The organism is Hymenobacter polaris, assembly GCF_012927305.1.
Lineage (GTDB): Bacteria > Bacteroidota > Bacteroidia > Cytophagales > Hymenobacteraceae > Hymenobacter > Hymenobacter polaris.
On record NZ_JABBGH010000002.1, the window covers coordinates 193,712 to 218,199 of the forward strand.

Below are 24,488 nucleotides of genomic sequence, written 5' to 3' on the forward strand. Positions count from 1 at the left end.
CACTTTGCGTAACTTGCGTGCCTTCCCTTTCTATTTTTAAATCCGGCGCGTATTCCAGCAACTCTACCTATGAAATTTTGCGTTTCGCTGCTGTTGCTGGCTTGCCTGGTGCAGAGCCGGCTGGCGGTAGCCCAACGAATTGTCATTGCGGGGCAGGTAGTAGAGGCCGCCACGGGCGAGCCCGTGCCCTTCGCGTCCATCTTCGTGCCGCGCACCTCCACCGGCATCACCGCCGACGTGGAGGGGCGCTTCAAGCTGGCGCTGGGCAGCCCGGCCGATTCGCTGGCGGCCTCGGCCCTAGGGTTTCTGCGGCTGGCCAAGCACCTGAGCGCCGACCCCACCCAAACCGTGCTGTTCCGGCTGAAGAAGGGCGGCGGCGTGGCCCTGGGCGAAGTGGTGGTGTCGTCGCGCCAGCCCGAAAACCCCGCCTGGCGCATCCTGCGCGAGGTGCAGAAGCACAAGCCCGAAAACGAGCGCACCAGCCTCACCTCGGCCGAGTTTAGCTCTTACAACCGCATCGAGGTGAGTTTGGCCGACATCCCGAAGGCCCTGGCTAACCGCAAGGTGGTGAAAGACATGCGGGCGCTAGCCGCCCGCCACGGCGCCGCCGCCGCCGCCGATGCCGACGCACCCCTGCCGCTGTTTGCCTCCGAGGTGGGCTCGAAGGTGTACGTGAAGTACGGCCCGCCCCTGCACCGGCGCGAGGACATCGAGCACAAGCAGATGCGCGGCGCCGGCCCTCGGGAGGGCTCGGTGCTGAGTCAGATGCTGGGCTCGAACTTCCAGAACTTCGACTTCTATCCCAACTGGCAAAACATTCTGGGTAAGGACTTTGCCTCACCCATTGCGGCCGGCTGGCGCCTCACCTACGACTACGACCTGCAAGACTCGGTGCTGGTGGGGCCGGATGTGTGCTACCGCATTGGGGTAAAGCCCAAGCGCGACCACGACCTGGCCTTTACGGGCACCATCTGGATAACCAAGGAGCACTACGCGCTGCGCCGCATCGACGTGATTGCCAGCGAGCACGCCAACCTCAACTTCGTTACCGACCTGCGCATCTTTCAGGAGCTGACCCCCCCTAGCCAGGGGCCGGGCCTGGCCCAGCGCACCCGCCTGGTGGTGGCCGTGCGCCCCGGCGACAAGCAAGCCGCCATGCGCGTGCGCTTCACCACGCTTAATTCTAATTTTGAGCGCAACGTGGCGCACGAGGGCAGCTTCTACAACCAGCCCATCGTGAACACCGTGATGGAGCCGGGCACCGACAACGAAACCAGTGGCCTGGTGAGCGGCATGCTGCGCAAAGGCGAGTCGGAGGGCTACTTCGATAAAAACCGGCCCGATACCCTGAGCTTGAGCGAGCGCCAAACTTTCGCCGTGCTCGACTCGGCCCGCGAGCTGCCCGCCGTGCGAAGCACCCTCGACTGGATTGACTTGTTCATCAACGGCTACCGCCGGGTGGGCAACCACGGCCTAATTGAGCTGGGGCCCATCATTAACACCTTTGCCTACAACAACTTCGAGGGCGCGCGCTTCCGCCTAGGGTTTCGCACCACACCGGCCTTTAGCCGCAACTGGGTGCTGCAGCCCTACGTGGCCTACGGCACCAAGGACGGCCGCTTTAAGTACGGGCTGCGGGCCAACTACATTGCCGAACGCCAGCACTGGACGGTGCTTACAGGCGAATTTCGGCACGATGTGGAGCAGTACGCGCTCCTCGACAACGACTTTTTGCCCGACAACAACCTCTTCGTAGCCGCTTCGCGCTGGGGCCGCTTTAAGGAGGGCCTACCCATTCTGCGCGACCTGGCGCTGCTAAGTGCCCAGCGCGACTTGTTCCATGGCTTCACCCAAACCGTGACGTTGCGCTACCAGAATAGCGTGCCGCAGTTTCAGGTGCGTACCCAGCCTAGGCCCGGTGGCGACCCCGACATGCTGACGCCCGAACGCCTGCACCAAACGGAGGTGGTGCTGGAGTCGCGCTACGCACCCGACGAAAATCTGGTGCAAGCCGAAAACCGTCGTCGTGCCATCGGCCTCAAGCGTTGGCCGGTGTTCACCTTCCGCTACACCTTCGGCACTATCGACTGGTTTCGGGGCAATAACACGTACAACAAGTATAACCTGCTGATGACGCACAGCTTTTCGGCGGGTCACTTCGGGCGCCTCAACTACCGCGTCGAGGGCAGCTATATTCCGTCGGAGGTGTCGTACCTGCTACTGAAAACGCCGCTCGGCAACCAGACGCCCTTCTACAACGCTAACTCGTTTAACCTGCTCAATTACTTCGAGTTCGTGACCGACCGCTCGGTGTCGCTGCGCCTCGACCACCACTTTGAGGGCGTTATCCTGAACGCTATTCCGGGCGTGCGTAGCCTCAACTGGCGCCTAGTGGCCACGGCCAATTTTCTCTACGGCGGCCTCACCGATGCCAACAAGCTCTCGCCCATCGACGGGCGCGGCAACCAGTTTGCGCTGCCCTCGCTGGGCCGTCAGCCCTACATTGAGGCTGGCTACGGCATCGAGAATATTTTCAAATTCCTGCGGGTCGATTTCATCCACCGCATCACCTACCGCGACCAGCCGCCTACCACGCGCGGCGGTGTGGCGCCCCCCAATTTTGGGGTGAAAGTGGGCGCACAGTTCCGGCTGTAAGGGCCCTAGGGCAAGGGCAGTAAAAAAGGCGGCCGAAGCAATTGCTTCGGCCGCCTTTTTTATTTAAAAGCTCAAGCTTTATTAAAGGTAACTATGTAGCCACGAGCAGATTCGAACTGCTATCAAGCGTTTAGGAAACGCCTATTCTATCCCTTGAACTACGCAGCCATTCCGTAAAAATACGCTACTTAGCGCAGTCACTACATCTTATACGCCAATACAATCAAAAACGAAAGCGTAGTGAGGATGAGGCCTACCATGAAGATGGAATAGCTTACGCGCAGCAGCTTGTACTTGCGGTCGAGCACTTCGCCCAGGTAGTACACGTCAGTTACCATGTTGTTGTAGAGCATATCTTTCTGGCGCATCAGCTCGCGCATCCCTTCTTGGAAGTGCTGAAGACTGAGCTTGGTGAACTGCCCGAAAAAGAGCAGGTTAACGCGGCGGTTAGTGGCGATTTCGGGGTTGCGCTTCAGCCACTTGAAACTCGTGACGTCGGGTTGGGCCGACAGGATGGCCGACGTGACCGAGGCCAGCGCCGTGAGTAGCAAAATGCCCATGGGCACGGCCAGAATGGGGTTACGCGTGAAGCTGGTGCCACCCGTGGGCGCCAGCACCGACGACTTGGCCCCCAGGTAGGTGATAATCACCGACATGATAACCGCGTTAAGCGAAATCATCATGCTGGCTTTCTTGTCGGCCATGTCGCTCAGCTTCATGTGGTTGGAGTACATAGTGCGGAACATGGTTTCGATGCCGCGCTTGGGCTGGGCAAAGGTGTCGACCTGCTCCTTCTCCTTCTTCTTGGCCTTTTTCTCGGCCTTTTTGAGGTGGTCGCGCTGGTCCTCGATGTTGGCCTTGAGCGCCTTTTTATAGCGCTCCTTGCCCACTTCCGACTGGTACTTGTGGGCCAGCATGAAGGTGAGCTGCAGCTCGGCCCAGTCGGGGGTGCTGTACGACTTGTCGAGGGCCAGCTCCCACTCGGTGCGGATAAGCTCGGCGCGGGCGCGGTAGTCGTCGGCAGCCAGGTTGCTCATGTCGGCATCCACCATCATTTTCTCCAGCTCGGTGGTGGCTAGTTCGTTGCGGTGGGTAGCCCGGATGAGGTTCTTAATCAGCTTAATGCGCGCCGTCCCTATGCCCTTTTCTTGCAGCCAGGCTTCGGCGCGGGCTTGGCTCTTGTACTCGTGCCCGTCGTAGGTATCGAGGTAGCCCGAGTCGTGAAACCAGGCGGCCAGCAGCAGGTTTTCGGTGTCTTCGGCGCTCAGCTTGGCGGCGTCGGCCAGGCTGTGGGCCTGCTTCACCACGTACTGGGTGTGGGCCAGGGTGTGGTAGGTAAGGCACGGGTCGAGGCCGGCGGGCAGTAGCTTTTCGAGGTAGGCCTGCGCCTGCTGCACCAGCGCCGACGGTTCGGAGCGGGGAGCCTTCGCGGATTTAGCTTCCGCCGGCAGGGCGGTAGGCTCGGTGGTGGCGGGCTCGGCCGGTAGGGTAGTAGTAGCCATATTCAACGCAAGAAACAACGGCAACCGGGTAAGTGGTTCGGCCCTTTCAACGCGGCCCGGCCGGTGCGGGTTGGTGCAGCCTAGGGGGTGCGGCCGGCCCTAGGGCGCCCGGTGTGCCCCAGGGCCGGCCGCCAGCCAGCAACTGCCTGGTGGCGTGCGGCTTGGGGCGCTAAGTTAACCCTACGGCCGAGCTTTGCGTAGCAGCGCCTTGCGCAGCTGAGCCGGCCCCGGCTTGGCGTGGCCTGGAGGCCCTAGGGGCGCTTGCCTATTTGCGCCGTGCTGGTGTAGCGTAATTTTATCCTTATGATGCTTTTTTACCGCCTGGTTTTCTGCCTGGGCCTGCTTGCTTCGTTGCCGCTTATTGCCCACGCCCAACTAGAAGAGTTGGGCGAAGCCGGCGAATCGGAGTTTAATCCCCCCGCCAGCTACAAGCCCAACTACCGCGGTAAGGCGCGGGGCTGGGAAAAAAACCTGCCGCCCGACTCGACTCGCATTCGCTACTCGGTGTTTCTGATTGGCGACGTGGGCAGCCCGATTCTGGTCGATAGGGGAGGGGAGCCGTCGCTCAATTTTTTGCACCAGCAGCTGCTGGCGGCCGGCCGCCGCAGCGCCACCGTGTACCTGGGCGATAATATTTACAACCAGGGCATGCCGCCCACCGACGCCTACGACCGCAAAACGGCCGAAGCGCGCCTGCGCGCCCAGCTCGACGTGTTTCGGGGTACCAAGGGCGAGAAGTACATGGTGCCCGGCAACCACGACTGGATTCAGGGCATCAAGGGCGGGGCCGAGCAAATGAAGCGCGAGCAGGACTACGCCGAGTACTACCTGGCCAGCGACTCGGCGGCCTTTGCCTACACCGGCGATTTTATCGTGCCACGCGGCAGCTGCTCGGGGCCCTACGAAATCCGGCTGCGCGACGATTTGGTGATGATTGCCCTCGACTCGCAGTGGTTCTTGACCGACCCGGCCAACCGGCCCGTGGGCGACGCCTGCGGGGCCAGCACCCCCGACGAGGCCTTTGCGCAAATCGAGCAGATTATCAAGGACAACCAGGACAAGCACATCCTGCTGGTGGCCCACCACCCCATGTACTCGGATGGCATTCACGGCGGCTACTTCACGTTTGCCGACCACGTGTTTCCGCTCAGTATCGTGAGCAAGTACGCCTATTTGCCGCTGCCCATTATCGGCTCTATTTACCCCCTGGCGCGCATGTACGGCGGTATTGCCCAAGACATTGCGGCGCCCGTGTACCAGGCCTACCGCAAGGGGCTGCTCGACATTATGGCGCGTTACCCCAACATTATTTACGCCAACGGGCACGAGCACAACCTGCAATACTTCGAGAATCCCGACGTGCAGGGCTACTTCATCACCAGCGGCTCGGGCTGCAAAACCCAGCACGTGAAGCCCGGCGCGGGCGGCGACGCGCTGTTCTCGGACAAGGAGAAGGGCCTGGCCAAGCTCAACTACTACGACGACGGCCAGGTGTGGGTGGAGTACCTGGTGCCCAACGACGCTGACCAGGGCAAAACCGCCCGCCGCGTGTATCGCCAGCAGGTGTACGATAAGCTGAGCCGGGGCCGCGCCACGGTGGCTACCACCGGGCCGGGCGCCCCCGTCAGCCCCCTCAAGCCCGACGCGGGCCCCGTGCAGGGCACCCGCGCCCCAGCCAATACCAAGCAAACCCGCCGGGGCAAGCAAAGCAAGGACGACCTGGAAACCGCCGCCGCCCGCGCCGCCGGCCTACCCACCGGCGCCCCGGTAGTTACCTCTACCGCCCGGCGCCCCAACTACCGCGACAGCGTGGTAGTAACGGCCGTAAACCCCGCCTACAACCAGCACGGCAAGTTTCACGACTGGCTGCTGGGCCGCCACTACCGCGCCGAGTGGGCCACGCCGGTGGCCTTTCCGGTGCTCGACATCAAGACGGCCGAGGGCGGGCTGATTCCCTACAAAGTGGGCGGCGGCAAGCAAACCGCTTCGCTGAAGGTGCGCAACGAGGACGGCCGCTACTTCACGGTGCGCGGCATCGACAAAGACCCCACTGCCGTGCTGCCCGCGGGCTTCCGCACCGGGCTGGCCCTGGCCGTGCTGCAAGACCAGATTTCGGCCCAGCACCCCTACGCCTCGTTTGTGCTGCCCCCGCTGGCCACGGCGGCGGGCATCCTGCACACCAGTCCGCGCCGGGTATTTATTCCTAACGACCCGGCCCTAGGGCAGTACCAGCAGCGCTTTGCCAACACGCCGGCCGCGCTCGAAGAAGACGCCAAGGGCAACCAGGACATGGACGAAGCGCTGGGCTACAGCAAGAAGCTGGTAAGCACCGACAAGCTGCTGGAAGAGCTGCTGCAAGACAACGACAACCGCGTGGACCAGTCGGCCTTTGCCCGCTCGCGCCTGTTTGATATGTGGATTGGCGACTGGGACCGCCACGAAGACCAGTGGCGCTGGGCCCAGCGCAAAACCAAGGACGGCGACAAGGTATTTACGGCCGTGCCCGAAGACCGCGACATTGCCTTCTTCTCGGGCGACGGGGTATTGCCCTCGCTGATTTCCAAGAAGTTCGCGGTGCGCAACTTCCAGAACTTCGGCTATACCTACGGCGACTACAAGGGCCTCAACCAAACCGGCCTCAGCAACGACCGCTTGTACTTGAGCGCCGTCACGCGCGCGGAGTGGATAAAGCAGGCCGAGATTATGAAAAGCCTGCTGACCGATGAGGTGATTGAGAAGGCTTTTGCCGAAAAGTGGCCCAAGCAGATTTACGCCGAACACGGGGCCGAGATTGTGGCCAAGCTGAAGAGCCGCCGCGCCCTGCTGCCCGACGTGGCCGGCAAGTACGCCGACCTGCTGGCCGACATCGTGGAGGTGCGCGGCTCGCAGAAAAACGAGCAATTCACCGTGACGCGCCTGCCCGACCACCAGACGCGGGTGGTGATGCAGAAAATCAGCAAGAAAGGCCAGCTCACTAAAGTGCTCTACGACCGCACCTTCGACCGCAAAACCGACGAGATTCGCCTCTACGGCATTGCCGGCGAGGATGTGTACCACCTAAGCGGCGACGAGCACCAGGGCCACAAGATTCGCATCATTGGCGGCATTGGGCACGATACCATCATCGACGATTCGCGGGTGGCGGGCTTCCGGCACCGCACCCAGGTTTACGACGCCGACACGGGCAACGTCATCCGCAACCTGCGCGGCGAGGCCCGCCTGCGCCTGCAAGACGGCATTGAGGTGAGCCGCTACGACCACCCACATCGCTTTGACCTCAAGGACTACCGCCTCAACTACACCGGCCCGGCACTGTTCTTCGGCTACAACATCGACGATGGCGTGCTCATCGGCGGCGGCGTCACGCACCGGCGCTACGCCTTCCGGCGCGAGCCCTTTGGTTCGGAGCAAACCCTGACGGCCAACTACGCGCCCGCCCGCGAGGCCTACAATATTCGCTACAGCGGGCAGTTTACGAGCGTGTTTGGGGGTAAAACCGACTTGCACGTGGCCTCGCAGTACTACGGCCCGCAGTTGCTCTACAACTTCTTCGGCATCGGCAACAACACCCAGAATTACGCCGTGGATGGCCACGACGAGATTAGCAACCGCTCGGTCAACAGCGCCTACCGCGTGCGCTTCGACCGCTTCTACGTGGCGCCCACCTTCGAGCAGAAGCTATTTACCTTCGGCAAAATCGGCTTTGGCCCGCAGTACGACCGGTTTCGGGTCGAGCAGTCGCCCCTAGGGTCGGTTATTGCCGATAGCATCAACGCCAACGGTAGCCGGCCGGGCCCGCGCTACCAAAACCAGCGCTTCGGCATCCGGCAGTCTGATTTCCAGGCCAACAACTACCTGGGCGCGCTACTCTACATCGACTTCGGGGCCCAGTCGAGCCCCAAGGACCCGCGCATCGGTATTCAGTGGCACAACGAGTTTCAGTACAACTTTCAACTTGACCGCGAGCGCCTGACTTACGGCCGCTTCGCTACCGAGCTGAAAGCCTACCTCACGCCCAACTTCCCCTTCCGCCTCACCTACGCTGGCCGCGTGGGCTGGATGCACAATATTGGCGACTACCGCTTTTACCAGGCCAACACCCTAGGGGGCACCACCAACCTACGGGGCTACCGCCGCACGCGCTTCGCGGGCCGCGACGTGCTCTACGGCAACTTCGAGGCCCGCCTGCACCTCTTCAAGTACAACGCCTACCTCTTCCCCGGCACCTTCGGCGTGCTGGGCCTAGCCGACGTGGGCCGCGTGTACTCGGGCAACGACACGCGCACCGGCCTCGACGCGTTCCACACCGGCTTCGGCGGCGGCGTATTCACCAACATCCTCGACCAAACAGTTATCAACGTCACGTACTCGGTAGGCGAGGAGCGGCTGGTGTTTGTGGGGTTCGACTTCCTGTTTTAAGGCCCTAGGGGCCCTAGCTTGCTGCTAGCCCCGGCGTTTTCCGCGCACACCGCTTCGGCCAACCAAAGCACGGCGCGCGGGAACGCCGGGGCTTATTGCATTTATCATTTATTCTTCATAACTAGGTACTTCTATTTCCCTATTCCCACGCCTGCACTCGCATGAAAAAACTCTACTTATCGGTGTTGGCCGCGGCTAGCTGCCTAGCCCCTCTCTTTGCCCACGCTCAGGCGCCCGAGCAGCTGCGCACCACCGCCCAGCGGACCGACGTGGCCGCCGACCGGCCCCCGGTCATCACTCGCCGCGCCTGCGGCACCATGGAAGTGCTAGCCGCCCAGCTTGCTGCCAACCCTGAACAGGCCCAGCGCATGGCCGCCATCGAGGCGCACGCCAAGCGCCTGGTGCAAAGCGGCGGCGCTACCACCCGCGCCACGGCGGCCACTAGCGGCCCCGTGGTTATTCCGGTGGTGGTGCACGTGCTCTACAACACGGCCGCGCAGAATATTTCGGATGCGCAGGTGCAGTCGCAGCTTGCCGTGCTCAACGAGGACTACCAGCAGCTGAACGCCGACAATACCAAAACGCCCGGCCTCTACGCTGGGCTGGTGGCCAACGTGGGCGTGCAGTTTGTGCTGGCCCAGCGCGACCCCAGCGGGGCCGCCACCACGGGCATCGTGCACAAGTCCACCAAAGTGAAATCGTGGAGCACCAACGACGCCGTAAAAAGCTCGAAGCGCGGCGGCGACGACCCCTGGGATGCCACCCAGTACCTGAACCTGTGGGCCTGCAACCTGGGCAACGGCCTGCTGGGCTACGCGCAGTTTCCGGGCGGCGCGGCCAGCACCGACGGCGTAGTTATCCTGTACTCGGCCTTCGGTAGCCGCGCCAAATACGCGGGCGGCACCTACAGCAGCAGCTACGACCTGGGCCGCACCGCCACCCACGAAGTAGGCCACTGGCTGAACCTGCGCCACATCTGGGGCGACGACAACGGCGCCTGCACCGGCTCGGACCAGGTAAGCGACACGCCCAACCAGGCCAGCGAAAACTACGGCTGCCCCGCGTTTCCGCACGTGAGCTGCTCGAACCAGGGCGACATGAGCATGAACTACATGGACTACGTGGACGACGCCTGCATGTACATGTTCTCGACCGGCCAGAGCGCCCGCATGAATGCCCTCTTTGCCAGCGGCGGGGCTAGGGCTGCCATCCTGACCTCGAAGGGCGCCACCGCCGTGGCTATGCTGGCCGCTACCTCGCCCGCTACCCGGCTGGCCCTCTACCCCAACCCCGCCACCGATAAGCTGACCCTCGACCTGCCCGCCGGGGTAGATGCCGCCCGCGCCGCCGTGCACGTGTACGACTTGCGCGGCCGCGAGATGACCGAAGCCCGCTACGACGGCCAGGGCCAGGTGCAGCTAGCTAGCCTGCCCAAGGGCCTCTACTACGTGGCCGTGGATACTGGCGCGGGCGTGCTGCGCCAGCAAGTGGTAAAGGAGTAGCCCCCTAGGCCGATAAGGAGGAAACATCGAGAAGCCCCGGCTGCCAGTGAGGCGGCCGGGGCTTCTCGGTGTTTTGATAGCTTGTAATGGCCGCCTGAGTTTAATCTAGGCGAAGTACCTTAGCAGTGAACGATGCCAACTGTTTTAGCTACTCTGTATTGATGCTTACCGAGCTTATTGAAGAAACCCTGACGCCCAAACTGCGCGGTGGTTATTACACTCCACCCATTATTGCGCAGTTCCTAGCCGACTGGGTAGTTCAACGTCCTACCGATACAGTGCTAGAGCCAAGCTGTGGCGACGGCGAGCTAGCAGTGGCCGCAGCGGCTAAGCTACTAGCGCTCGGAGCAACTCCGCGAGCAGCAGGGTAACAATTACGCGCTACTAAGTTATTTGAATCTGAGGCTCGCGTAGCCTACCAGCAGCCAAGAATAGCAAGGAGTTAGTTGTAGTCTTTTGTAGAAGCAGATTAACCTACTTTGTTTTCAATTGCAGCAATAAATGCAGACAGCTGATTTTCATTTTGAATAAACACTTCGTATCGCTCATTACCTACACTGCCCTTCTTTTTTTGACCCGGCCGTATCCGGTCAACCGTTGTGAAATTAATGCTATCAGTAAAAGCCAAGTCAGTATTAATTTGTAAAAAAGCCTTGTATCCTCCCTTGCCTGTATTTGCAATTATAGAGAAAGTTAGGCCATTAGGAGTTGATAATTTTATTTTAGAGCTTTGTACTAGCACTTCTGGCAACCCATACTTTGCCAAGAAATTATAGAATATATTATACAGACGGCTGCTTTCGTGAAGTACCCCAAAATACAAATCTACTTCAGTAGTTACTGGCTTGCCATCGATTACATTTTTAATTTTACGTATTTTCTCGCTATTCTCCTTCTCAATCCCATCATCAGGGTCATTATTTAGAAAATCTAGTAAAAAATAACCTTCCTCGTACCACCCGTAGCGGATAAGCGTGATTACTTCTTTTTTCTTACGAGCACGCTCTATATCTGGCTGGCTAAAGGCCTGAGCTATTAAAACAACTTCTACATCCTTAGATATTAATGTAGACTTGGGAAGAATTATTTCGTGCTGTTCTAAAGCAAGTAAGTAAATCGCGGCGAAATTATCTTCGATAAATTCGCGGTAATCACTCGCTTGGTCGTTAATATTCTTATCCCTATCTTTTTTGAGTTCTATAACTATAAACCGCTTTGTGGATGGATTGTAAGCTAGAATGTCAACTCTTCCAGCTGTACCTCTACTGCGCACTTGCCCATCTAATTTGAACTCGCGAGTAATAAATGTATAGTTAGGAAAAAGCATGACCCAATGCTCTGCCAAAAAACGACTCAGTTCTGCCTCAGTTTTACGTAATGGCTGTAATAGCTTCTTTGCTTTCGTACTAAGCAATTTCATTAGAAATACTGGTTGAGAAGGGGCGTATAATACGAACCAACTTAGTACAAATTTGCTGTAATTCAGCGTAGTCTTCGGTTGACCAAAGGCTATCTTCTGGCAGTGCCGCCTCCAACAAATCATATTCTGCTATAGCTAGGCGAAGATGCTCAGCGGATTCTGCCGGGATAGTCATCTGTTTCATGTAATGCGGTAGTGGCTCATCTACTAAAATGACACGCAAAGTAAGCAGCATCTAGTAGGCGATTCTTCAACCCATGCCCGCGCTGACGATTGCGCCGGAACAACTACTGGATTTTGGAGTAGCTTGGACAGCCAAAGGGGGTAGTTTAGGTCGCACCTCACCTTTTTCTTCTAGCGACTTGGGCCGCCTATTCGATGTCACGGTTGGCCGGGCGTTAGCCGCTATGCTGGGTGGCATCCCAATTGACTATGCGCCCAGCGCTACCGCTCTCAAGCCCGCCCAGCCCGATTGCGTGGAGGTTGGCCCGGTGCGCGTCATTGGTGGCGTGCGACCCCAAAATTTTGACGTTGGCTATCGTCCCGATGGTATCCGCTTCACCTTCGACTCCAAGACGTTGAATGATGCTAAAAGCGTAGGTAAGAACTGGCAGAACATGGTGAATGACCTTGCCACGGAAGCCACGATGGTACACACGCGGTTTCCACATGCAGTAGTTGGATTTATGGTTATTATTCCTGCTCCGTGCATCAGCCCAGCCCGGCTATCGGCATTGGTTCAAACGCTGGAACGCCTAACCGGCCGCACCAACGTAAGTGATTCTTTTCATCGGGCCGAAGTAGCGGCACTGGTAATCTGGAACCCCGACACAGGTGAGCTAAGCGGCGAGGCTCCTAGGGCAGATTCGCCCCTACGCTTAGAATCTTTTTCGGCGCAGGTGCAAGCTATTTATAATAGCCGTTACAAAGGACTGCCGCCCCACGCAGGAGAATAAATTTACCCCAGCCGCGCCAGCAACTCAAACAGCGGCTGGTTGACGTAGTAGTTGCTCTTGCCGAGCTTGTGCTTCTGCAACAGGCCACCGGGCGCAGCCAATTGATTGAGGTAGGCGCCGGCCGTGAGGCGGCTCACGCCCAGCTCTTGCTGCACGAACTCGATGCGGGTGTAGGGGTAGCGAAACAAGTGATAAAGCAGGTCCTGGCTATAAAACTTATAGCCCCGCAACTGCTGCTGGGTCTGCTGCATCAGCTGGCGCATAGCCTTGATGAGGGCGATGGTTTCCTGGGCGGTTTGCTCTACGCCCGCGATGAGATAAAGCAGCCACGGCTCCCAGTTGCCGGTGTCGCGCACCTGCTGCAAGTGGTGGTAATAATCAGCCTTGTGCTGGGTGATGAAGCGGCTGAGGTACAGTACCGGCAAATCGAGCAGGCCTTTCAGCACCAGGTACAAGATATTTAGAATACGGCCGGTGCGGCCGTTGCCATCATAGAAGGGATGGATACTCTCGAACTGGAAATGCAGAACGGCCATTTTCACCAGGGGGTCGGCATCGCTCAGGTTATCATTATTGAGGTACTGCTCAAGGTTGCTCATCAAGTCCAGAATAGTAGCATGGTCTTGAGGTGGCGTGTATATCACCTCGCCGGTTTTGTCATTCTTGAGCGTGGTGCCGGGCAGGCGGCGGTAGCCGGCGTTGTTGTGCTCTAGCGCGGCCTGCACCTGCACCAAGTGGTTGCTGCTTAAAAAGCCGTGCTGGCGAATCAAGTCAAATCCTAGCTGCAAAGCCGCCGCATAATTCTGCACCTCTTTGGCGGCCTGGGTAATGGGCGCGTTGGCTTGCACAGCCGCCTGAAACAATTCGTCGTGGGTAGTAATGATGTTTTCGATTGCTGAGCTGTCTTTGGCTTCCTGCAAAGGCAGCGTGTGCAGCAAAATCTCGGCATCGGGGAGCGTCCCCAGAATGCCTTTTAGCTCAGCCAGCGCCCGGTGGGCGGTAGCCAGCTTTTTAAGTATGGCCCGCGTTTCCAACTCGCCGGCGGGTGGTAGCGGGGTAGGTTGCCACGAGGAAGCCGTCATTAGTTATTGAAGAGTAACATATCTATAACGTATAAAGAAACTACCGATTTTCTTTACACGTTATCAGTTACGTGTAAAGAAAATCGGTAGTTTCTTTACATGAAGGTAACCTGCTGGTTCAGTGCTTGGGTGAAAATTCAAAAAAGCATATCTCTGCCTGCGCTGCGTGGCCGCCACGGCATCGAGGCCGCGCACAAATTCTCCGTACTAGGTAAGAAGGGGGCAGTTTGGCGGGTAGCATGTTGGTGAGAGTGTAAGTAGCAACGTTGGCAGGCTTGGTTGCGCTACCGGTTTTGCACGTCGCGCAGGGTGAGGCAGTCAAAAGCGATAGCAGGCTAATGTGGCGTGAACGGCAGTTAGCGAGTAGCAACTCATTCTAGCTGCGCCAGTTCTTCTGGAGACGCCGCTGCCGCTACCTGCCCCTAGGGCCGATGCCAACCCCCCTGGGCCCTGCCCGTACACCCTAGGAAAATCACCCTTTCCTTTCCCACACATGGCCAACAATCCTCCCTCCCAAGCGCCGGCCGACGGTAGCGACGCCGCCACCCCCGCCAACAAAAGCGGCGTGAACCCCCAGCAGCAAGGCAGCCACCAGCAAACCAAGCCCGCCAGCGACAGCGCAGGCCACCACGGCGGCAACCACGGCAACGATGTAAATGACGAGGGAGCCCCCGCTTACTCGGCCAAAGGCAGCAGCCACGCGGGCACCCAAGTGCCGGCCGCCAACCGCAACGATGGCGGCGGCTCAGACCAAGAGCACAAGAACGAAACCAAGAATACCACCGCCTATAACTCGGAGTATGGCGAAGGCAACGCGGCCTCTAGTTCAGCCAACGACGGCGGCAAAATTGGCGACGCCGACAATCCGGCGTAAGCCGACCCAGTACCTTAGCTAGAATAGCCCTGCTGCCACGCGGTAGCGGGGCTTTTTTGCTTTTTGGTCGGTCCCGCCCAGGCCCGTTAGCAACTTCGCAACCGCTGGGGGCCTAGGGGCGGGGCGGTCAGGCGCGGGTATTATCCATCCACCAAAGCTTCACGTAAGTATCCCGCTATCCGTTTGGTTCTGCGTATGTCTAGCTCGTCGCCTTTAACTGTAAAAAGCTGGTTGATAGGTGGCTGCCTGCTGGGAACTGCTGGTGCGCAGGCGCAGCAGGTGCCGCGCATCTACCCCGAGCCGGCGCCCACGCCGCTCGATTCGACTCGCCACGCTCCCGACTTGCGCGATAAGCAGCAGTTTGCCGTGCCTTCGGTAATAGGCATGGGGCCTAGCAAGGGCATTATCCTGCACTACGAGCGCACGGCGCCGTTCAGTGTCAACGCTACGGCCCAGGTGAGCGGAGTCAATGACTTCCAAACCCAGGCGCGCCGCAATGGGCGGCTGATTTTCAAAGGCTACATCCCGGCCTGGAACCGCCCCCACCTCAAGGTAATTGTGGGGTTGAATTACGACCGTGAAGAGTTCAAGTTTGAAGACCGCCCCACCAACTACAGCCTCTTCGACAACATCGAGAACAAGGGTCTGAAAAGTACCGGCGTGCAGCTGGCCGTCATTCGGCCCGTCGATGCCGTGCACTGGTACTTGGCCCGCGTCAAGGGCGAGTTGTCGGGCGATTACAACTCGGGCCAGGACTTGCAAAACGGCACCAACTACCTGCGCGCCTCGGCCGAGGCATTTTACGGCTGGAAGCGCAGCCCACGCTTCGCCTGGGGCGTGGGCTTTCAGTACGGCTACACCTTCGGGCGGCTCAGTTTGTATCCGGCCATCATCTACAACCGCACCTTCAACGACCGCTGGGGCCTGGAGGCGCTGTTTCCGGCTCGCGTAGCGGCGCGCTACAACGCCTCCGACCGCTCCATCTTCTACGGCGGCTACAGCGTTGACGGCGCCAACTACCTCATTGCCCTGCGCCAGGAGCTACCCTTAGGGCCCGAAAAGCAGCCCCTGCGCACCCTGGAGCTGCGCGAAACCGAGGTAAAGCTGCGCCTGCGCTGGGAGCGCGAGCTACTCTCCTTTTTGTGGCTAGGGGCCGAAGGCGGCTTCCGCTACAACTACGCCTTCGACGCCTTCGACCACACCAACGCCACGCGCGAGCGAATTATCCGCACCAAGCTCGGCGGCACGCCCTACGTCAGCATCGAGCTATTTGCCGTGCCCCCGCGCAAGCTGCTCGAAAAAGCCGGCGTGCGGCGCTAAAGCGTAACCCTTAGCAAAAAAGCAGCCCGTCATGCTGAGCCTGCCGAAGCATCTCTACCGAACAATACGGCGTGATAGAGATACTTCGGCAGGCTCAGCATGACGGGCTTTTTTAATGATTTATTGCCCGCTAAATCTCCACCTTTAGCGTGGCGGGCCGGGATGTTACCTCGAACAACTCGCCGTGGGGCACTATAGTAATCTGGCCGTACTCTTGCAGTAGCATCCTGTAGGCATCGGCTACGGGGCGGGGCTTGCGGTCGAGGTCGTAGAGGCCGCAGGCGTTTGCTACGCCGTTTTTTTTGGCCAGGCCCGTGTCCCAGTCCACCTGGTCGATAAGCGAATACCAGGTGAAGCCCAGCACCGGCACCCCATCCTTACGCATGCGCAGAATGTTGGTCCACTGCTTCCACAGCCAGTTGGGGGCCTCCTTGGCGTCGAAGACGTTGGTTTCGGTGTGCATCACGGGCTTGCGGTAGCGCCGGTAGTAATCGCTCGTAATGGTATACCAGCCCAGCACGTCCATGCTGGTGCAGATTTCCCCGTTAGGCAGCATGATTTTCTCGTTGCGGCCGTAGTAGTCGTTGCCCATCACCTGGTAGCCGGGCGGCTCGCCGGCCATAAACCAGTCGTACTCCTTGCGCGTCATACCGTTGTCGTACAAATAGTTGAGTACCTCGCCGCTGGGCTGATGGGCATACAGCAGGTCGAGCGACAGAAAACGGAGCGAGTTTTCCATCTGCACGGCGGGCGTGTGCTCGGCGTGCAGCTCGTGCATAAACTCAGCCGACTCGCTTTGCACAATCACGCAGTCCGGCCGCTGCTTGGCAATTTGCTGGGTGCCCATGATGCTGGCCGCCACCGTGTGCTTCATGGCCGTCACAAACGCTTTGTCATCCTTGAGCTGCTCGTTCCACACCCCATCCTTGGCGCTCGACTTGGCCGTGACGTAAATCTCGTTTACGGGCGTGTAGAACCGCACCCAGGGGTAGCGCTTGGCCACCTGCTCGCAGTAGTCAGCAAAGTGCACCGGCAGCTCGGGGTTCTGGAAATTGCCTAGCCAGTCGGGCACGCCAAAGTGCATCAGGTCGAGGATGGGCGTGATGCCCAGGCGCTGCATCTCGGCCATGGCCAAATCGGCAAACTCCCAGTCGTACTTGCCCGGCGCCTGCTGAATCTTGTAGTACGGCAGGCCGTAGCGCAGCACCTTCAGGCCCAGCTCCTTTACCAGCCCTAGGTCTTCCTTGTAGCGGTTATAATGGTCGCACTCGGCCAGCTGGTCGCGGCGAGTTTTGCCGTGGTCGATAGTAGGGTAGCTACACTCGATGCCCGTAGCAAACATAAAGTTGTTGGGCAAGCCCGTGGGCAGCCCGTTGCCGTTGTGCCCGGCGGCCCCGCCGTACTGGTCGCCCTCGTAGCCGTGGTCGCCATACTTGGCTGTTATATCAGAAAGAAAGGATTTCATGGCGTGGAAAAATGAGAGACTGTCCTTGCGAGCGCAGCGAAGCAATCGCACTACAATAACTAAATGGCGCAAAGCCATCGTGGCGGCCCCGTTCTGGTGCGATTGCTTCGCTGCGCTCGCAAGGACAGGCTACTACTTATCGCGCCGCCGCTGGCGCTCCAAAAACTTATCGGCGGTGCGCAAGCTCAGCGCCATGATGGTGAGCGCAGGATTCACGCTCAGCGCGCTCGGGAAGGTCGAGTTGTCGCTGATGTAGAGGTTGGGCACGTCAAAGGCGCGGCCGTCGCGGTCCACCACGGCATCGTCGCCGCTCAGGCCCATGCGCGCCGTGCCAATCACGTGGGCGTAGCGCATGAAGTCCCACACATCGGTAGCTCCGGCAGCCTCCCAAATGCGGCGCATAATAGCGGAGGCATGCTTGTTCATGCGCTGCTCGTTTTCCTGGGCCGTGAAGTGAAGGCGCGGCTTGCGCACCTGCTTGCCATCTAGCTCATCGCTCAGTTCCAGGTAGTTGCTGGCGTGCGGCAGGCAGTCGCCCAGGATGTTGATGCCCGCAATATGGTTGAACTGCCGCATGTAGTCGCGCAACGGCTGGCCCCAGAGCTTGCGTCCCCGCGCCACCTGACCGGCAAACGTAACTGGCATTACGCCAATACTTTGCAGCAGGTAGCCGCCCGCAAAATCCGCATCCTTTGGCCGGTGCGTATCCTGCGAAATAAGCCCGCCCGGAATGCCCTTGTTGGGCCGCACCTCCTCGGGAAAGGTACCCCAGACCTGCACGCCGGTGTGCGCCATCAGGTTGCGGCCCACTTGCCCGCTGTTCAGCGCCAGCCCGTTGAGCAGCAGCAGCCTAGGGGTTTCTACCGAGCCGGCGCAGATAAAGAGGTGGCGGCAGGGCAGGCGGTGGGGTTGGCCATTTTGGGTGTACACCACCGCCGACACCTCACCCCGCTCGTTCTTCTCAATCTCCGTTACGTAGCTATTGGGCCGAATATCAGCCCCGTAGCGCACGGCCAGCGGGATATACGTCACGTCCATACTGGCCTTGGCGCCGTTCGAGCAGCCGGCCTGGCAAAAGCCTCGGTTGGTGCAAGCCTGGCGCCAGCCCACGCCCTCCTGGTAGTAGGGGCCCGAAAGGGCCGCGTTGGCCGCTGGCGAGGTGTTGATGCCAATTTTCTCGGCCCCGTGCACCATCAGCTGGGCGGCGCTATTGAGAGGCAGCGGCGGTAGGGCATAACCCTTGGACCGGGCGGGGCCCCAAGGGTAGGGCGTGGGGCCCGACACGCCCAAAAACTGCTCTACCTCTTCAAAGTACGGCGCCAGGTCATCGTAGGTCAGCGGCCAGTCCTCGCCCACCCCAAAGTCGCGCTTCAGGTGCAGGTCGTCGGGCAGGGGCCTAGGAGTGTAGGCAGTGTAGTGCAGCGTCGAGCCACCCACGCCGGTGCCCGAGTTGTTTTTGCCCATCGCCAGCGGGTCCTGGCCCGCGCTCAGGCGCTCGTCGTTCCAAAACAGGAAGTTCTGGGCCATCTCGTCGGTGGCAAATTCTTTTTCGGGGTTGTGCCAGGGGCCGGCTTCCAGGGCCACCACCTGTAGCCCGGCCTGGGCCAGGCGAGCCAGCAATGGCGCCCCGCCCGCTCCTAGCCCAATGACCACGCAATCAACCTCCTCGCTGGGGCTGGCTATGGGCTGGGGCTGCTCCTGGGGCGTATCGGCGGGCGCGGCGTTTTCGGCCAGCAGCTCGCGCAGCAGCGGGTCTTGCACGGCCGGCTCGGTGGGCGTCAGCAGGCCTTCTTCGGCAACTTCTTCGTCAGGCATAAAATAAATGAGTAAATGAGCGGATTGGTGAAGACTGGGCAGCATGAGCAAGCGAAATCATTCGCTCAGTCACTCATTTACCCATTCACTACTGCTCCCTAGGGTCTTTTTCGTTAAGGCCGATGCGCTCCCAGCGGGGCAGGTCGGCGTAGCCAGTGTAGCCAATTTCGTCCTGGGCCCAGGGGTGGGCATAGTAGGTTTCAGTCAACTCGGCCAGCATCTCCTCAAAAAAGCGGTTGGCCGGCAGCTCCTGCCACGCCTCGCCGGGCGGGTTGCCGCCAGCCAGGCTCTTGAGCACCTCATCCTGCTGGGCGGGGCCTAGGGCCTCAAAATCAGTTTGAAATAGCGCCTGCGCAATTTGCCCGATGCCACCCAGGCCTAGGCGATACGCCTCGCGGTCGGGCGGCATGGCGTCGTAGCGCCAGCCGTCGGAGCCGCCCTTGGCCAGGCGCTTATCAACGGCCGGGGCCAGCGGAATGGGCTGCGGCCGGTCGGGCTGCGGAAACAAGCGGGCCGCCACGGCTTCGAGCAGCCGAAAGGTTTCAGGAGCTAACAACTGGGGCTCGTAGGGCTCGGTAGTTTCGGCCAGCCGCTGGCTTAGGGCCGCGCGGGTAGGCTCCGACACGTGGTCGGTTGGCAGCAGTTCCTCGAAGGACATACGGAAAGAAGACGTGAAAACGAAGCAACGAGCTAGACCAACTGGTGCTCAGCGGTCGGCCGCCCCCTGGGGAGCAGCGGGCCCGCTGCCGAGGCTAGCGAGTAGGCGGTTCTGCCTCAGTGCTACCAGCTAACCATTACCCTTGCAGACTTGTTGTAGCTACCAAACGTAAAAAAATAACCTGGGTTGCTGTCCACAATCCGGTTGGCTTTAGGAGTGCCCCAGGCCCTAGGGGCGCCCCGCCGCAAGCTACTCGTCGCTGCTCAGCTTGCCGCCCGTCACGTGCACCAGCGCCCCGGTCATAAACGAGCCGTCCTGCGAAGCCAGCAGTACGTAGGCCGGTGCTAGCTCCTCGGGCTGGCCGGGGCGCTTCAGCGCCACCTCGTGCCCATACTTGCGAATTTCGGAGTCAGGCATGGTGCCCGGAATATTGGGCGTCCAGATGGGGCCCGGTATCACGGCGTTCACCCGAATGTTTTTCTCACCTAAGTACATAGCCAGCGACTTGGTAAGGGCGTGGATACCCGCTTTGCTGCAGGTATAGTCCACTAGAATCTTGTTGCCCACGATGCCCACGATGCTGCCCGTGTTGATGATGCAGTCGCCATCCTGCAGGTGCGGAATAGCCGCCTGCGCCATCCAGATATACCCGAGGATGTTGGTATCGAACGTGCGCCGAATCTGGGCCTCGGGAATATCCTCAAACTTCTCCTGGCTCATCTGGTAAGCCGCATTATTCACCAGAATATTGAGCCCGCCCAGCTCGGCCCGCACTAGCCGCACCGCCTGAAAGGCCTGCTCCCGGTCGCGCACGTCGAGCTGCAGCAGCTGGCACTGGCGGCCCTCGGCTTCGCACATTTTCTGCGTTTGCTCGGCATCCGCGCGGTTTTCGTTGAAGAGGATGGCCACGTTGGCGCCCTCCTTGCAAAAGGCCACCGCCACGGCCCGCCCAATGCCCGAGTCGCCGCCCGTAATCAGGGCCACCTTGCCTTCAAGCTTGCCCGCGGCGCGGTAGGCGGCCAGGCTGCTTTGGGGCTGCAGCTCCATGTCGGCCTGCTTGCCGGGGTAGGGTAGCTTCTGGCGGTGGTGCTCCATGTCTTTAGCGGTGGGGCGCTTGGGTGGGGCAGGGGGGGCGGGCTTCTTGGCAGGCATAGCGAAAAAAAGAGATTTTTAGGTGGCTAAGGCTTACGTAAAAATGGCGGCCACGGCTAGCAAAAGGCGCTATTATGGTGCCGCGCTACTATTTTGCGAGGTATTATCCCACCGGTATTTTACGCTCTTAGCCGCTTGCTATTTTATGTGGAAATTATACTTTTTGCTGATTGCCAGCCTCCTATTTAACGCCCGCTCCAGCTCGGCGCAGGCGCCCGACGCTTTGCGCCTCAACGGCCAGTGGCAGGGCCCGCTGAAAGTGCCGGGCGGCGCGCTTTCGCTCAGCATCACCATCGTGCCGCTCAGCAACGGCACCTACTACGGGGCCCTCGATGTGCCGCAGCAGCGCATTGCCCGCATGCCCATCGAAGTCACCCTAAAAGATGACAACATCACCCTTGGCATCGAGCAGGCCGGCAGCCGCTTCGTGGGCAAGGTGCTGGCCGGTGGTGCCCGGCTGGAAGGCACCTGGCAGCAGCCGGGCCTAAGTGCCCCGCTGGTGCTAGAGAAAAGCGCCGCGCCGGCCGCCGCCCAGGCCGCCCGCCAAATGCGCCTCACCCCGCCCTACCGCGAGTCCGACGTAACATTCTTCAACTCGGAGGGCAAGTTTAAGCTGGCGGGCACGCTCACCGTGCCCGCCGGCGAGGGGCCCTTCCCGGCCGTCGTGCTGCTGTCCGACTCGGGCCCGCAGGACCGCGACGCCGACCTGCAGGGCTACCACCTGTTTGGCATCCTGGCCGACTACCTGACGCGGCGCGGCATCGCGGTGCTGCGCTTCGACGACCGCGGCGTGGGCAAGAGCGGCGGCGACTACCAGCGCGCCACCACCGCCGACCTCGTAACCGACGCTCAGGCCGCGATGGGCTTCTTACGCAGCCGCCCGCTCATTGCCGCCAACCAAATTGGCCTGCTCGGCCACGGCGAAGGCGCCAACGTGGCCCTACTGGCCGCCGCCGACCCCGGTACCGAGCCCGCCTTTGTCGTATCACTGGCCGGCTACGGCCAGCCCGGCCGCGAGGTGCTACGCCGCCAGCAGGGCGAGATTATGCGCCTTATTGGGGCCGATGGCAGCCAGGTAAAAGCCGCCCAGCAGCTCTACGACCGCATTATCGACGCCGTGCGCCAAACTCCTAACCAGGCCGCCGCCCGCACCAAGGTGATAGCCCTGCTGCGCAGCAGTAACACCGCCCTCGACGAGCCCATGGCCCGCGCCCGCGCCGCGCAAATCACCTCGCCCTGGTCGCGCTTCTTCCTCGACTTTGACCCCGCCGCCCGCCTGGCGGCCGTGCGCTGCCCGGTGCTGCTGCTCAGCGGCGCCGCCGACTTGCAAGTAGCCGCCAGCCGCAACCTGAACGTGCTGCAAAAAGGCCTGCGCCAGACCCCCTACGGCGTCGAAGCCCACAAGCTGGCGGGCGTCAATCACTGGTTTCAGGGCGACCCCGCTCAATGGCCTATTGTGGCCGGCGAGCGCCAGGCGGCGTTTTCGCCCGAAGGCCTCGAGTACCTGCGTACCTGGCTGCAGGCCCACACTAAGCCCGCCCACGCCCCCCTGCCCGTAACCGTGCGCCGCCCCCCAGCGGCGGCCCCTAAAACTAAGGCAAGCGCCGCCACCAAGCGGCGGAGCCTGGCTTCTAGGCCCAGCGCGGCGCCCAAAGGCTAGGTTCTAAAAGTTGAGGCCGCAGCCGAAGCAGTGGTTGGCACCGGTAGCCAGCAGCTGGTTGCGCCGCAGCCAAGTGCGCAGGCCCGCCCACCAACTGCCCGTGCCAGCCTGGGCCGCTTCCTCGTCGCGCCCCACCTCGGCCGAGCCGCAGCGCGGGCACGTGAGGGCCACCCCGGCTGCGGGGGCGGCCGCCAGCCCACCGCGCTCGGCGTGCATGTGGGGCAGCTCGCGCAGTACCTCGGCAGCCCGAGGTGCGTCGCGGGCGTACACGTGCAGGCGCACTCCGCCCGCCACCGGGCTATACATGCGGTTGAGCGACACCAGGTTCTCGTTGCTTAAAAAGCACGCGATGCCGGCCGCCTCTAGCTGGGTGCGCGCCAGGTGCGCCGCCACGGGCTCGTAGTAAGTGCCGAGCACAATAATATTTTCGGTTGCCGAAGCCATGCGTAAAAAGCCGGTGCTAACTGCCGGCTACGTAGAAGCCTAACGCGCCGCGCCAGCTAATCATTCTTATCCTGCTTGGTAGCCGTCTGCAAATCTTTGGCCGTGCGCCTGGCCCGCAGCGCCACAAATTCGGCCTGCCAGGCCCGAATGCGCACCTCGCTGCGCGCCGGCAAATCCAGCCGGATGCGCGCCAGTTGCTGGTTGAGGCGCTGGTAGGTGTTCTGGGCGTAGTCCCAGTCGCGCAGCTGCCAGCCGCCTTGGCGCACCCGCGTGGCCCGCAGCAGCTCGCCGTAGGCCCCCGCGATAGTCTGCACCGTTAGCTCGCCGATGTGGTCGGCGTAGCCGCCCAGCAGCTGCTGGTCCATAATCCGCTGCTCGCGTGGGCTTAGGGGCGTGGCGCGCCGGGCGCGGTTGGCTGCATCGTAGGCCACTGCTTGGCGGCCTAGGCGGTGCAAGGTGCGGCCGCCGTTGCGGGCCGCTGTGTCGAGCTTGGCTAGCTCCTGGCGCGCCACGGCCTGGCGCTCGCGCGGCGTCGAGTCGCAGGCCGTCAGCAGCAGCGCCAGGCCGGCTGCGCCTAGGGCTGCCCAGCTATAAAAGGCTTTCATACCGCCAAACTACGGCCGCCGCTACGCTCGTAGCTCCAAGCCCCGCCGCCTGGCTGGGGTGGCTGCCCTAGGGCCGGGTTGGCTGGGTGGCCTCATAGCTACGGCGCTGGCCGCTACTTGGCGCCGCGATGCTACCAATGGGGCCGGGCCCTAGGCCCCTCAACACGCAAAAGCCCGCCGACCAGGAATAGGTCGGCGGGCTGACAAAAGGGGCGGTTAGGCCAGGGCACTAGGGCATCAGCACTTTGTCGATAACGTGAATCACGCCGTTGCTTTGCATTACGTCGGGGATGGTTACCGTAGCGATGCCGCCTTTCTCGTCCTTCAGTTCAATTTTCTTGCCTTTCATCATGGCCGTCAGGGTTTCGCCCTGCACGGTTTTGAGCATGGCCTTACCGCCGCCAGCCTTGATGGCCTTCATGAGGTCGGCGGCCGTCATGCGGCCGGCTACCACGTGGTAGGTCAGGATTTTGGTAAGGGTTTCTTTATTTTCGGGCTTCACCAGCGTTTCTACCGTGCCGGCGGGCAGCTTGTTGAAGGCCTCGTTGGTGGGGGCAAACACGGTGAAGGGACCAGGGCCCGACAGCGTTTCTACCAGGCCCGCGGCTTTCACGGCGGCTACCAGCGTGGTGTGGTCTTTCGAGTTAACGGCGTTCTCGATGATATTCTTGGAGGGGTACATGGCCGCGCCGCCTACCATCACGGTTTTTTCCATGGTTTGGGCCGAGGCAGCCTGGATGCTAGCGGTACCGAGCAGCGTTACCAGCGCCAGCGAAGCAAAAGAGAATTTCATAAGGAAATGAAAAAGGGGAGTGGATGAATGATGCCTCACCTACGGCCTTGGTTCCCGACGCGGATTTAGCGGTTGTAAAAAAACTCCTTGCCAGCTGGGCGGTCAGTAAAAAAACCTGAGTACAGCAAATTTTTTTGGCCTGAGAATGAACTGAAAACGTTCGGCC

18 protein-coding genes and 1 tRNA gene are annotated in these 24,488 nt (G+C 60.9%); 7 read left to right on the forward strand and 12 right to left on the reverse strand.

Annotated features, from left to right (window positions below):
- Positions 1–69: 69 nt before the first annotated feature.
- Complete coding sequence (locus tag HHL22_RS11245; protein ID WP_169531330.1) at positions 70–2,655, forward strand: DUF5686 and carboxypeptidase-like regulatory domain-containing protein; 2,586 nt, start codon at positions 70–72, stop codon at positions 2,653–2,655.
- 96 nt (positions 2,656–2,751) lie between these two features.
- On the opposite strand, the gene HHL22_RS11250 is transcribed toward HHL22_RS11245, so the two are convergent.
- Both HHL22_RS11250 and HHL22_RS11255 read right to left on the reverse strand, forming a co-directional pair.
- A tRNA-Arg gene (locus tag HHL22_RS11250) sits at positions 2,752–2,823 on the reverse strand.
- 32 nt (positions 2,824–2,855) lie between these two features.
- Entirely contained in the window at positions 2,856–4,157 is a 1,302-nt protein-coding gene (locus HHL22_RS11255; RefSeq protein WP_241738085.1) for a Pycsar system effector family protein, read from the reverse strand.
- A 303-nt stretch (positions 4,158–4,460) separates the two neighbouring features.
- Between HHL22_RS11255 and HHL22_RS24060 the strand changes: the two genes are divergently transcribed.
- Both HHL22_RS24060 and HHL22_RS11265 read left to right on the forward strand, forming a co-directional pair.
- A complete protein-coding gene (locus tag HHL22_RS24060) occupies positions 4,461–8,576 on the forward strand; it encodes a metallophosphoesterase (RefSeq protein ID WP_241738086.1) in 4,116 nt (1,371 codons plus the stop codon).
- Positions 8,577–8,737: 161 nt separating this feature from the next.
- A complete protein-coding gene (locus tag HHL22_RS11265) occupies positions 8,738–10,078 on the forward strand; it encodes a M43 family zinc metalloprotease (RefSeq protein ID WP_169531332.1) in 1,341 nt (446 codons plus the stop codon).
- 469 nt (positions 10,079–10,547) lie between these two features.
- Here the strand turns inward: HHL22_RS11265 and HHL22_RS11270 are convergent, their stop codons facing one another.
- A complete protein-coding gene (locus tag HHL22_RS11270; protein ID WP_169531333.1) occupies positions 10,548–11,498 on the reverse strand; it encodes a PDDEXK family nuclease in 951 nt (316 codons plus the stop codon).
- Complete coding sequence (locus tag HHL22_RS11275) at positions 11,485–11,733, reverse strand: hypothetical protein (RefSeq protein WP_169531334.1); 249 nt, start codon at positions 11,731–11,733, stop codon at positions 11,485–11,487. Before HHL22_RS11275 ends, HHL22_RS11270 begins: the two co-directional genes overlap by 14 nt.
- A 22-nt stretch (positions 11,734–11,755) precedes the next feature.
- On the opposite strand from HHL22_RS11275, the gene HHL22_RS11280 reads away from it, so the two are divergent.
- Entirely contained in the window at positions 11,756–12,454 is a 699-nt protein-coding gene (locus HHL22_RS11280) for a hypothetical protein (RefSeq protein WP_169531336.1), read from the forward strand.
- 2 nt (positions 12,455–12,456) lie between these two features.
- On the opposite strand, the gene HHL22_RS11285 is transcribed toward HHL22_RS11280, so the two are convergent.
- A complete protein-coding gene (locus tag HHL22_RS11285; RefSeq protein WP_169531338.1) occupies positions 12,457–13,536 on the reverse strand; it encodes a Fic family protein in 1,080 nt (359 codons plus the stop codon).
- Positions 13,537–14,029: 493 nt separating this feature from the next.
- Between HHL22_RS11285 and HHL22_RS11290 the strand changes: the two genes are divergently transcribed.
- Positions 14,030–14,410 carry a hypothetical protein gene (locus tag HHL22_RS11290; RefSeq protein WP_169531340.1) on the forward strand — a complete coding sequence of 127 codons (381 nt, stop codon included), beginning with the start codon at positions 14,030–14,032 and terminating at the stop codon, positions 14,408–14,410.
- A 195-nt stretch (positions 14,411–14,605) separates the two neighbouring features.
- The gene (locus tag HHL22_RS11295) at positions 14,606–15,730 is read left to right on the forward strand and encodes a DUF6268 family outer membrane beta-barrel protein (RefSeq protein WP_169531342.1); all 1,125 of its coding nucleotides are present in this window, start codon (positions 14,606–14,608) and stop codon (positions 15,728–15,730) included.
- Positions 15,731–15,860: 130 nt separating this feature from the next.
- On the opposite strand, the gene HHL22_RS11300 is transcribed toward HHL22_RS11295, so the two are convergent.
- From HHL22_RS11300 to HHL22_RS11315, 4 genes are all read right to left on the reverse strand, one after another.
- The gene (locus tag HHL22_RS11300; RefSeq protein WP_169531343.1) at positions 15,861–17,195 is read right to left on the reverse strand and encodes a family 1 glycosylhydrolase; all 1,335 of its coding nucleotides are present in this window, start codon (positions 17,193–17,195) and stop codon (positions 15,861–15,863) included.
- Positions 17,196–17,327: 132 nt separating this feature from the next.
- A complete protein-coding gene (locus HHL22_RS11305; RefSeq protein WP_169531344.1) occupies positions 17,328–19,010 on the reverse strand; it encodes a GMC family oxidoreductase in 1,683 nt (560 codons plus the stop codon).
- 88 nt (positions 19,011–19,098) lie between these two features.
- The gene (locus HHL22_RS11310; protein WP_169531345.1) at positions 19,099–19,668 is read right to left on the reverse strand and encodes a gluconate 2-dehydrogenase subunit 3 family protein; all 570 of its coding nucleotides are present in this window, start codon (positions 19,666–19,668) and stop codon (positions 19,099–19,101) included.
- Positions 19,669–19,917: 249 nt separating this feature from the next.
- Positions 19,918–20,820, reverse strand: a complete 903-nt coding sequence (locus HHL22_RS11315; RefSeq protein ID WP_169531346.1) for an SDR family oxidoreductase — start codon at positions 20,818–20,820, stop codon at positions 19,918–19,920.
- A 145-nt stretch (positions 20,821–20,965) separates the two neighbouring features.
- Between HHL22_RS11315 and HHL22_RS11320 the strand changes: the two genes are divergently transcribed.
- Positions 20,966–22,480, forward strand: coding sequence for an alpha/beta hydrolase family protein (locus HHL22_RS11320; RefSeq protein ID WP_169531347.1), 1,515 nt, complete (start codon positions 20,966–20,968; stop codon positions 22,478–22,480).
- Positions 22,481–22,483: 3 nt separating this feature from the next.
- Here HHL22_RS11320 and HHL22_RS11325 read toward each other — a convergent pair whose 3' ends face one another.
- From HHL22_RS11325 to HHL22_RS11335, 3 genes are all read right to left on the reverse strand, one after another.
- Positions 22,484–22,924, reverse strand: coding sequence for a putative signal transducing protein (locus HHL22_RS11325; RefSeq protein ID WP_169531348.1), 441 nt, complete (start codon positions 22,922–22,924; stop codon positions 22,484–22,486).
- A gap of 56 nt (positions 22,925–22,980) precedes the next feature.
- Complete coding sequence (locus HHL22_RS11330; protein WP_169531350.1) at positions 22,981–23,529, reverse strand: hypothetical protein; 549 nt, start codon at positions 23,527–23,529, stop codon at positions 22,981–22,983.
- 229 nt (positions 23,530–23,758) lie between these two features.
- The gene (locus HHL22_RS11335; RefSeq protein WP_169531352.1) at positions 23,759–24,322 is read right to left on the reverse strand and encodes a fasciclin domain-containing protein; all 564 of its coding nucleotides are present in this window, start codon (positions 24,320–24,322) and stop codon (positions 23,759–23,761) included.
- Positions 24,323–24,488 lie beyond the last annotated feature (166 nt).

Excerpts from the sequence above, each read along its gene's own strand:
- HHL22_RS11325 (WP_169531348.1), bottom strand. The coding sequence starts at position 22,924 with ATGGCTTCGGCAACCGAAAATATTATTGTGCTCGGCACTTACTACGAG.
- HHL22_RS11285 (WP_169531338.1), bottom strand. The coding sequence starts at position 13,536 with ATGACGGCTTCCTCGTGGCAACCTACCCCGCTACCACCCGCCGGCGAG.
- HHL22_RS11335 (WP_169531352.1), bottom strand. The coding sequence starts at position 24,322 with ATGAAATTCTCTTTTGCTTCGCTGGCGCTGGTAACGCTGCTCGGTACC.
- HHL22_RS11315 (WP_169531346.1), bottom strand. The coding sequence starts at position 20,820 with ATGCCTGCCAAGAAGCCCGCCCCCCCTGCCCCACCCAAGCGCCCCACC.
- HHL22_RS11300 (WP_169531343.1), bottom strand. The coding sequence starts at position 17,195 with ATGAAATCCTTTCTTTCTGATATAACAGCCAAGTATGGCGACCACGGC.
- HHL22_RS11330 (WP_169531350.1), bottom strand. The coding sequence starts at position 23,529 with ATGAAAGCCTTTTATAGCTGGGCAGCCCTAGGCGCAGCCGGCCTGGCG.
- HHL22_RS11305 (WP_169531344.1), bottom strand. The coding sequence starts at position 19,010 with ATGCCTGACGAAGAAGTTGCCGAAGAAGGCCTGCTGACGCCCACCGAG.
- HHL22_RS11275 (WP_169531334.1), bottom strand. The coding sequence starts at position 11,733 with ATGCTGCTTACTTTGCGTGTCATTTTAGTAGATGAGCCACTACCGCAT.
- HHL22_RS11310 (WP_169531345.1), bottom strand. The coding sequence starts at position 19,668 with ATGTCCTTCGAGGAACTGCTGCCAACCGACCACGTGTCGGAGCCTACC.
- HHL22_RS11280 (WP_169531336.1), top strand. The coding sequence starts at position 11,756 with ATGCCCGCGCTGACGATTGCGCCGGAACAACTACTGGATTTTGGAGTA.
- HHL22_RS11295 (WP_169531342.1), top strand. The coding sequence starts at position 14,606 with ATGTCTAGCTCGTCGCCTTTAACTGTAAAAAGCTGGTTGATAGGTGGC.
- HHL22_RS11245 (WP_169531330.1), top strand. The coding sequence starts at position 70 with ATGAAATTTTGCGTTTCGCTGCTGTTGCTGGCTTGCCTGGTGCAGAGC.
- HHL22_RS11320 (WP_169531347.1), top strand. The coding sequence starts at position 20,966 with ATGTGGAAATTATACTTTTTGCTGATTGCCAGCCTCCTATTTAACGCC.
- HHL22_RS11255 (WP_241738085.1), bottom strand. The coding sequence starts at position 4,157 with ATGGCTACTACTACCCTACCGGCCGAGCCCGCCACCACCGAGCCTACC.
- HHL22_RS11265 (WP_169531332.1), top strand. The coding sequence starts at position 8,738 with ATGAAAAAACTCTACTTATCGGTGTTGGCCGCGGCTAGCTGCCTAGCC.
- HHL22_RS24060 (WP_241738086.1), top strand. The coding sequence starts at position 4,461 with ATGATGCTTTTTTACCGCCTGGTTTTCTGCCTGGGCCTGCTTGCTTCG.
- HHL22_RS11270 (WP_169531333.1), bottom strand. The coding sequence starts at position 11,498 with ATGAAATTGCTTAGTACGAAAGCAAAGAAGCTATTACAGCCATTACGT.
- HHL22_RS11290 (WP_169531340.1), top strand. The coding sequence starts at position 14,030 with ATGGCCAACAATCCTCCCTCCCAAGCGCCGGCCGACGGTAGCGACGCC.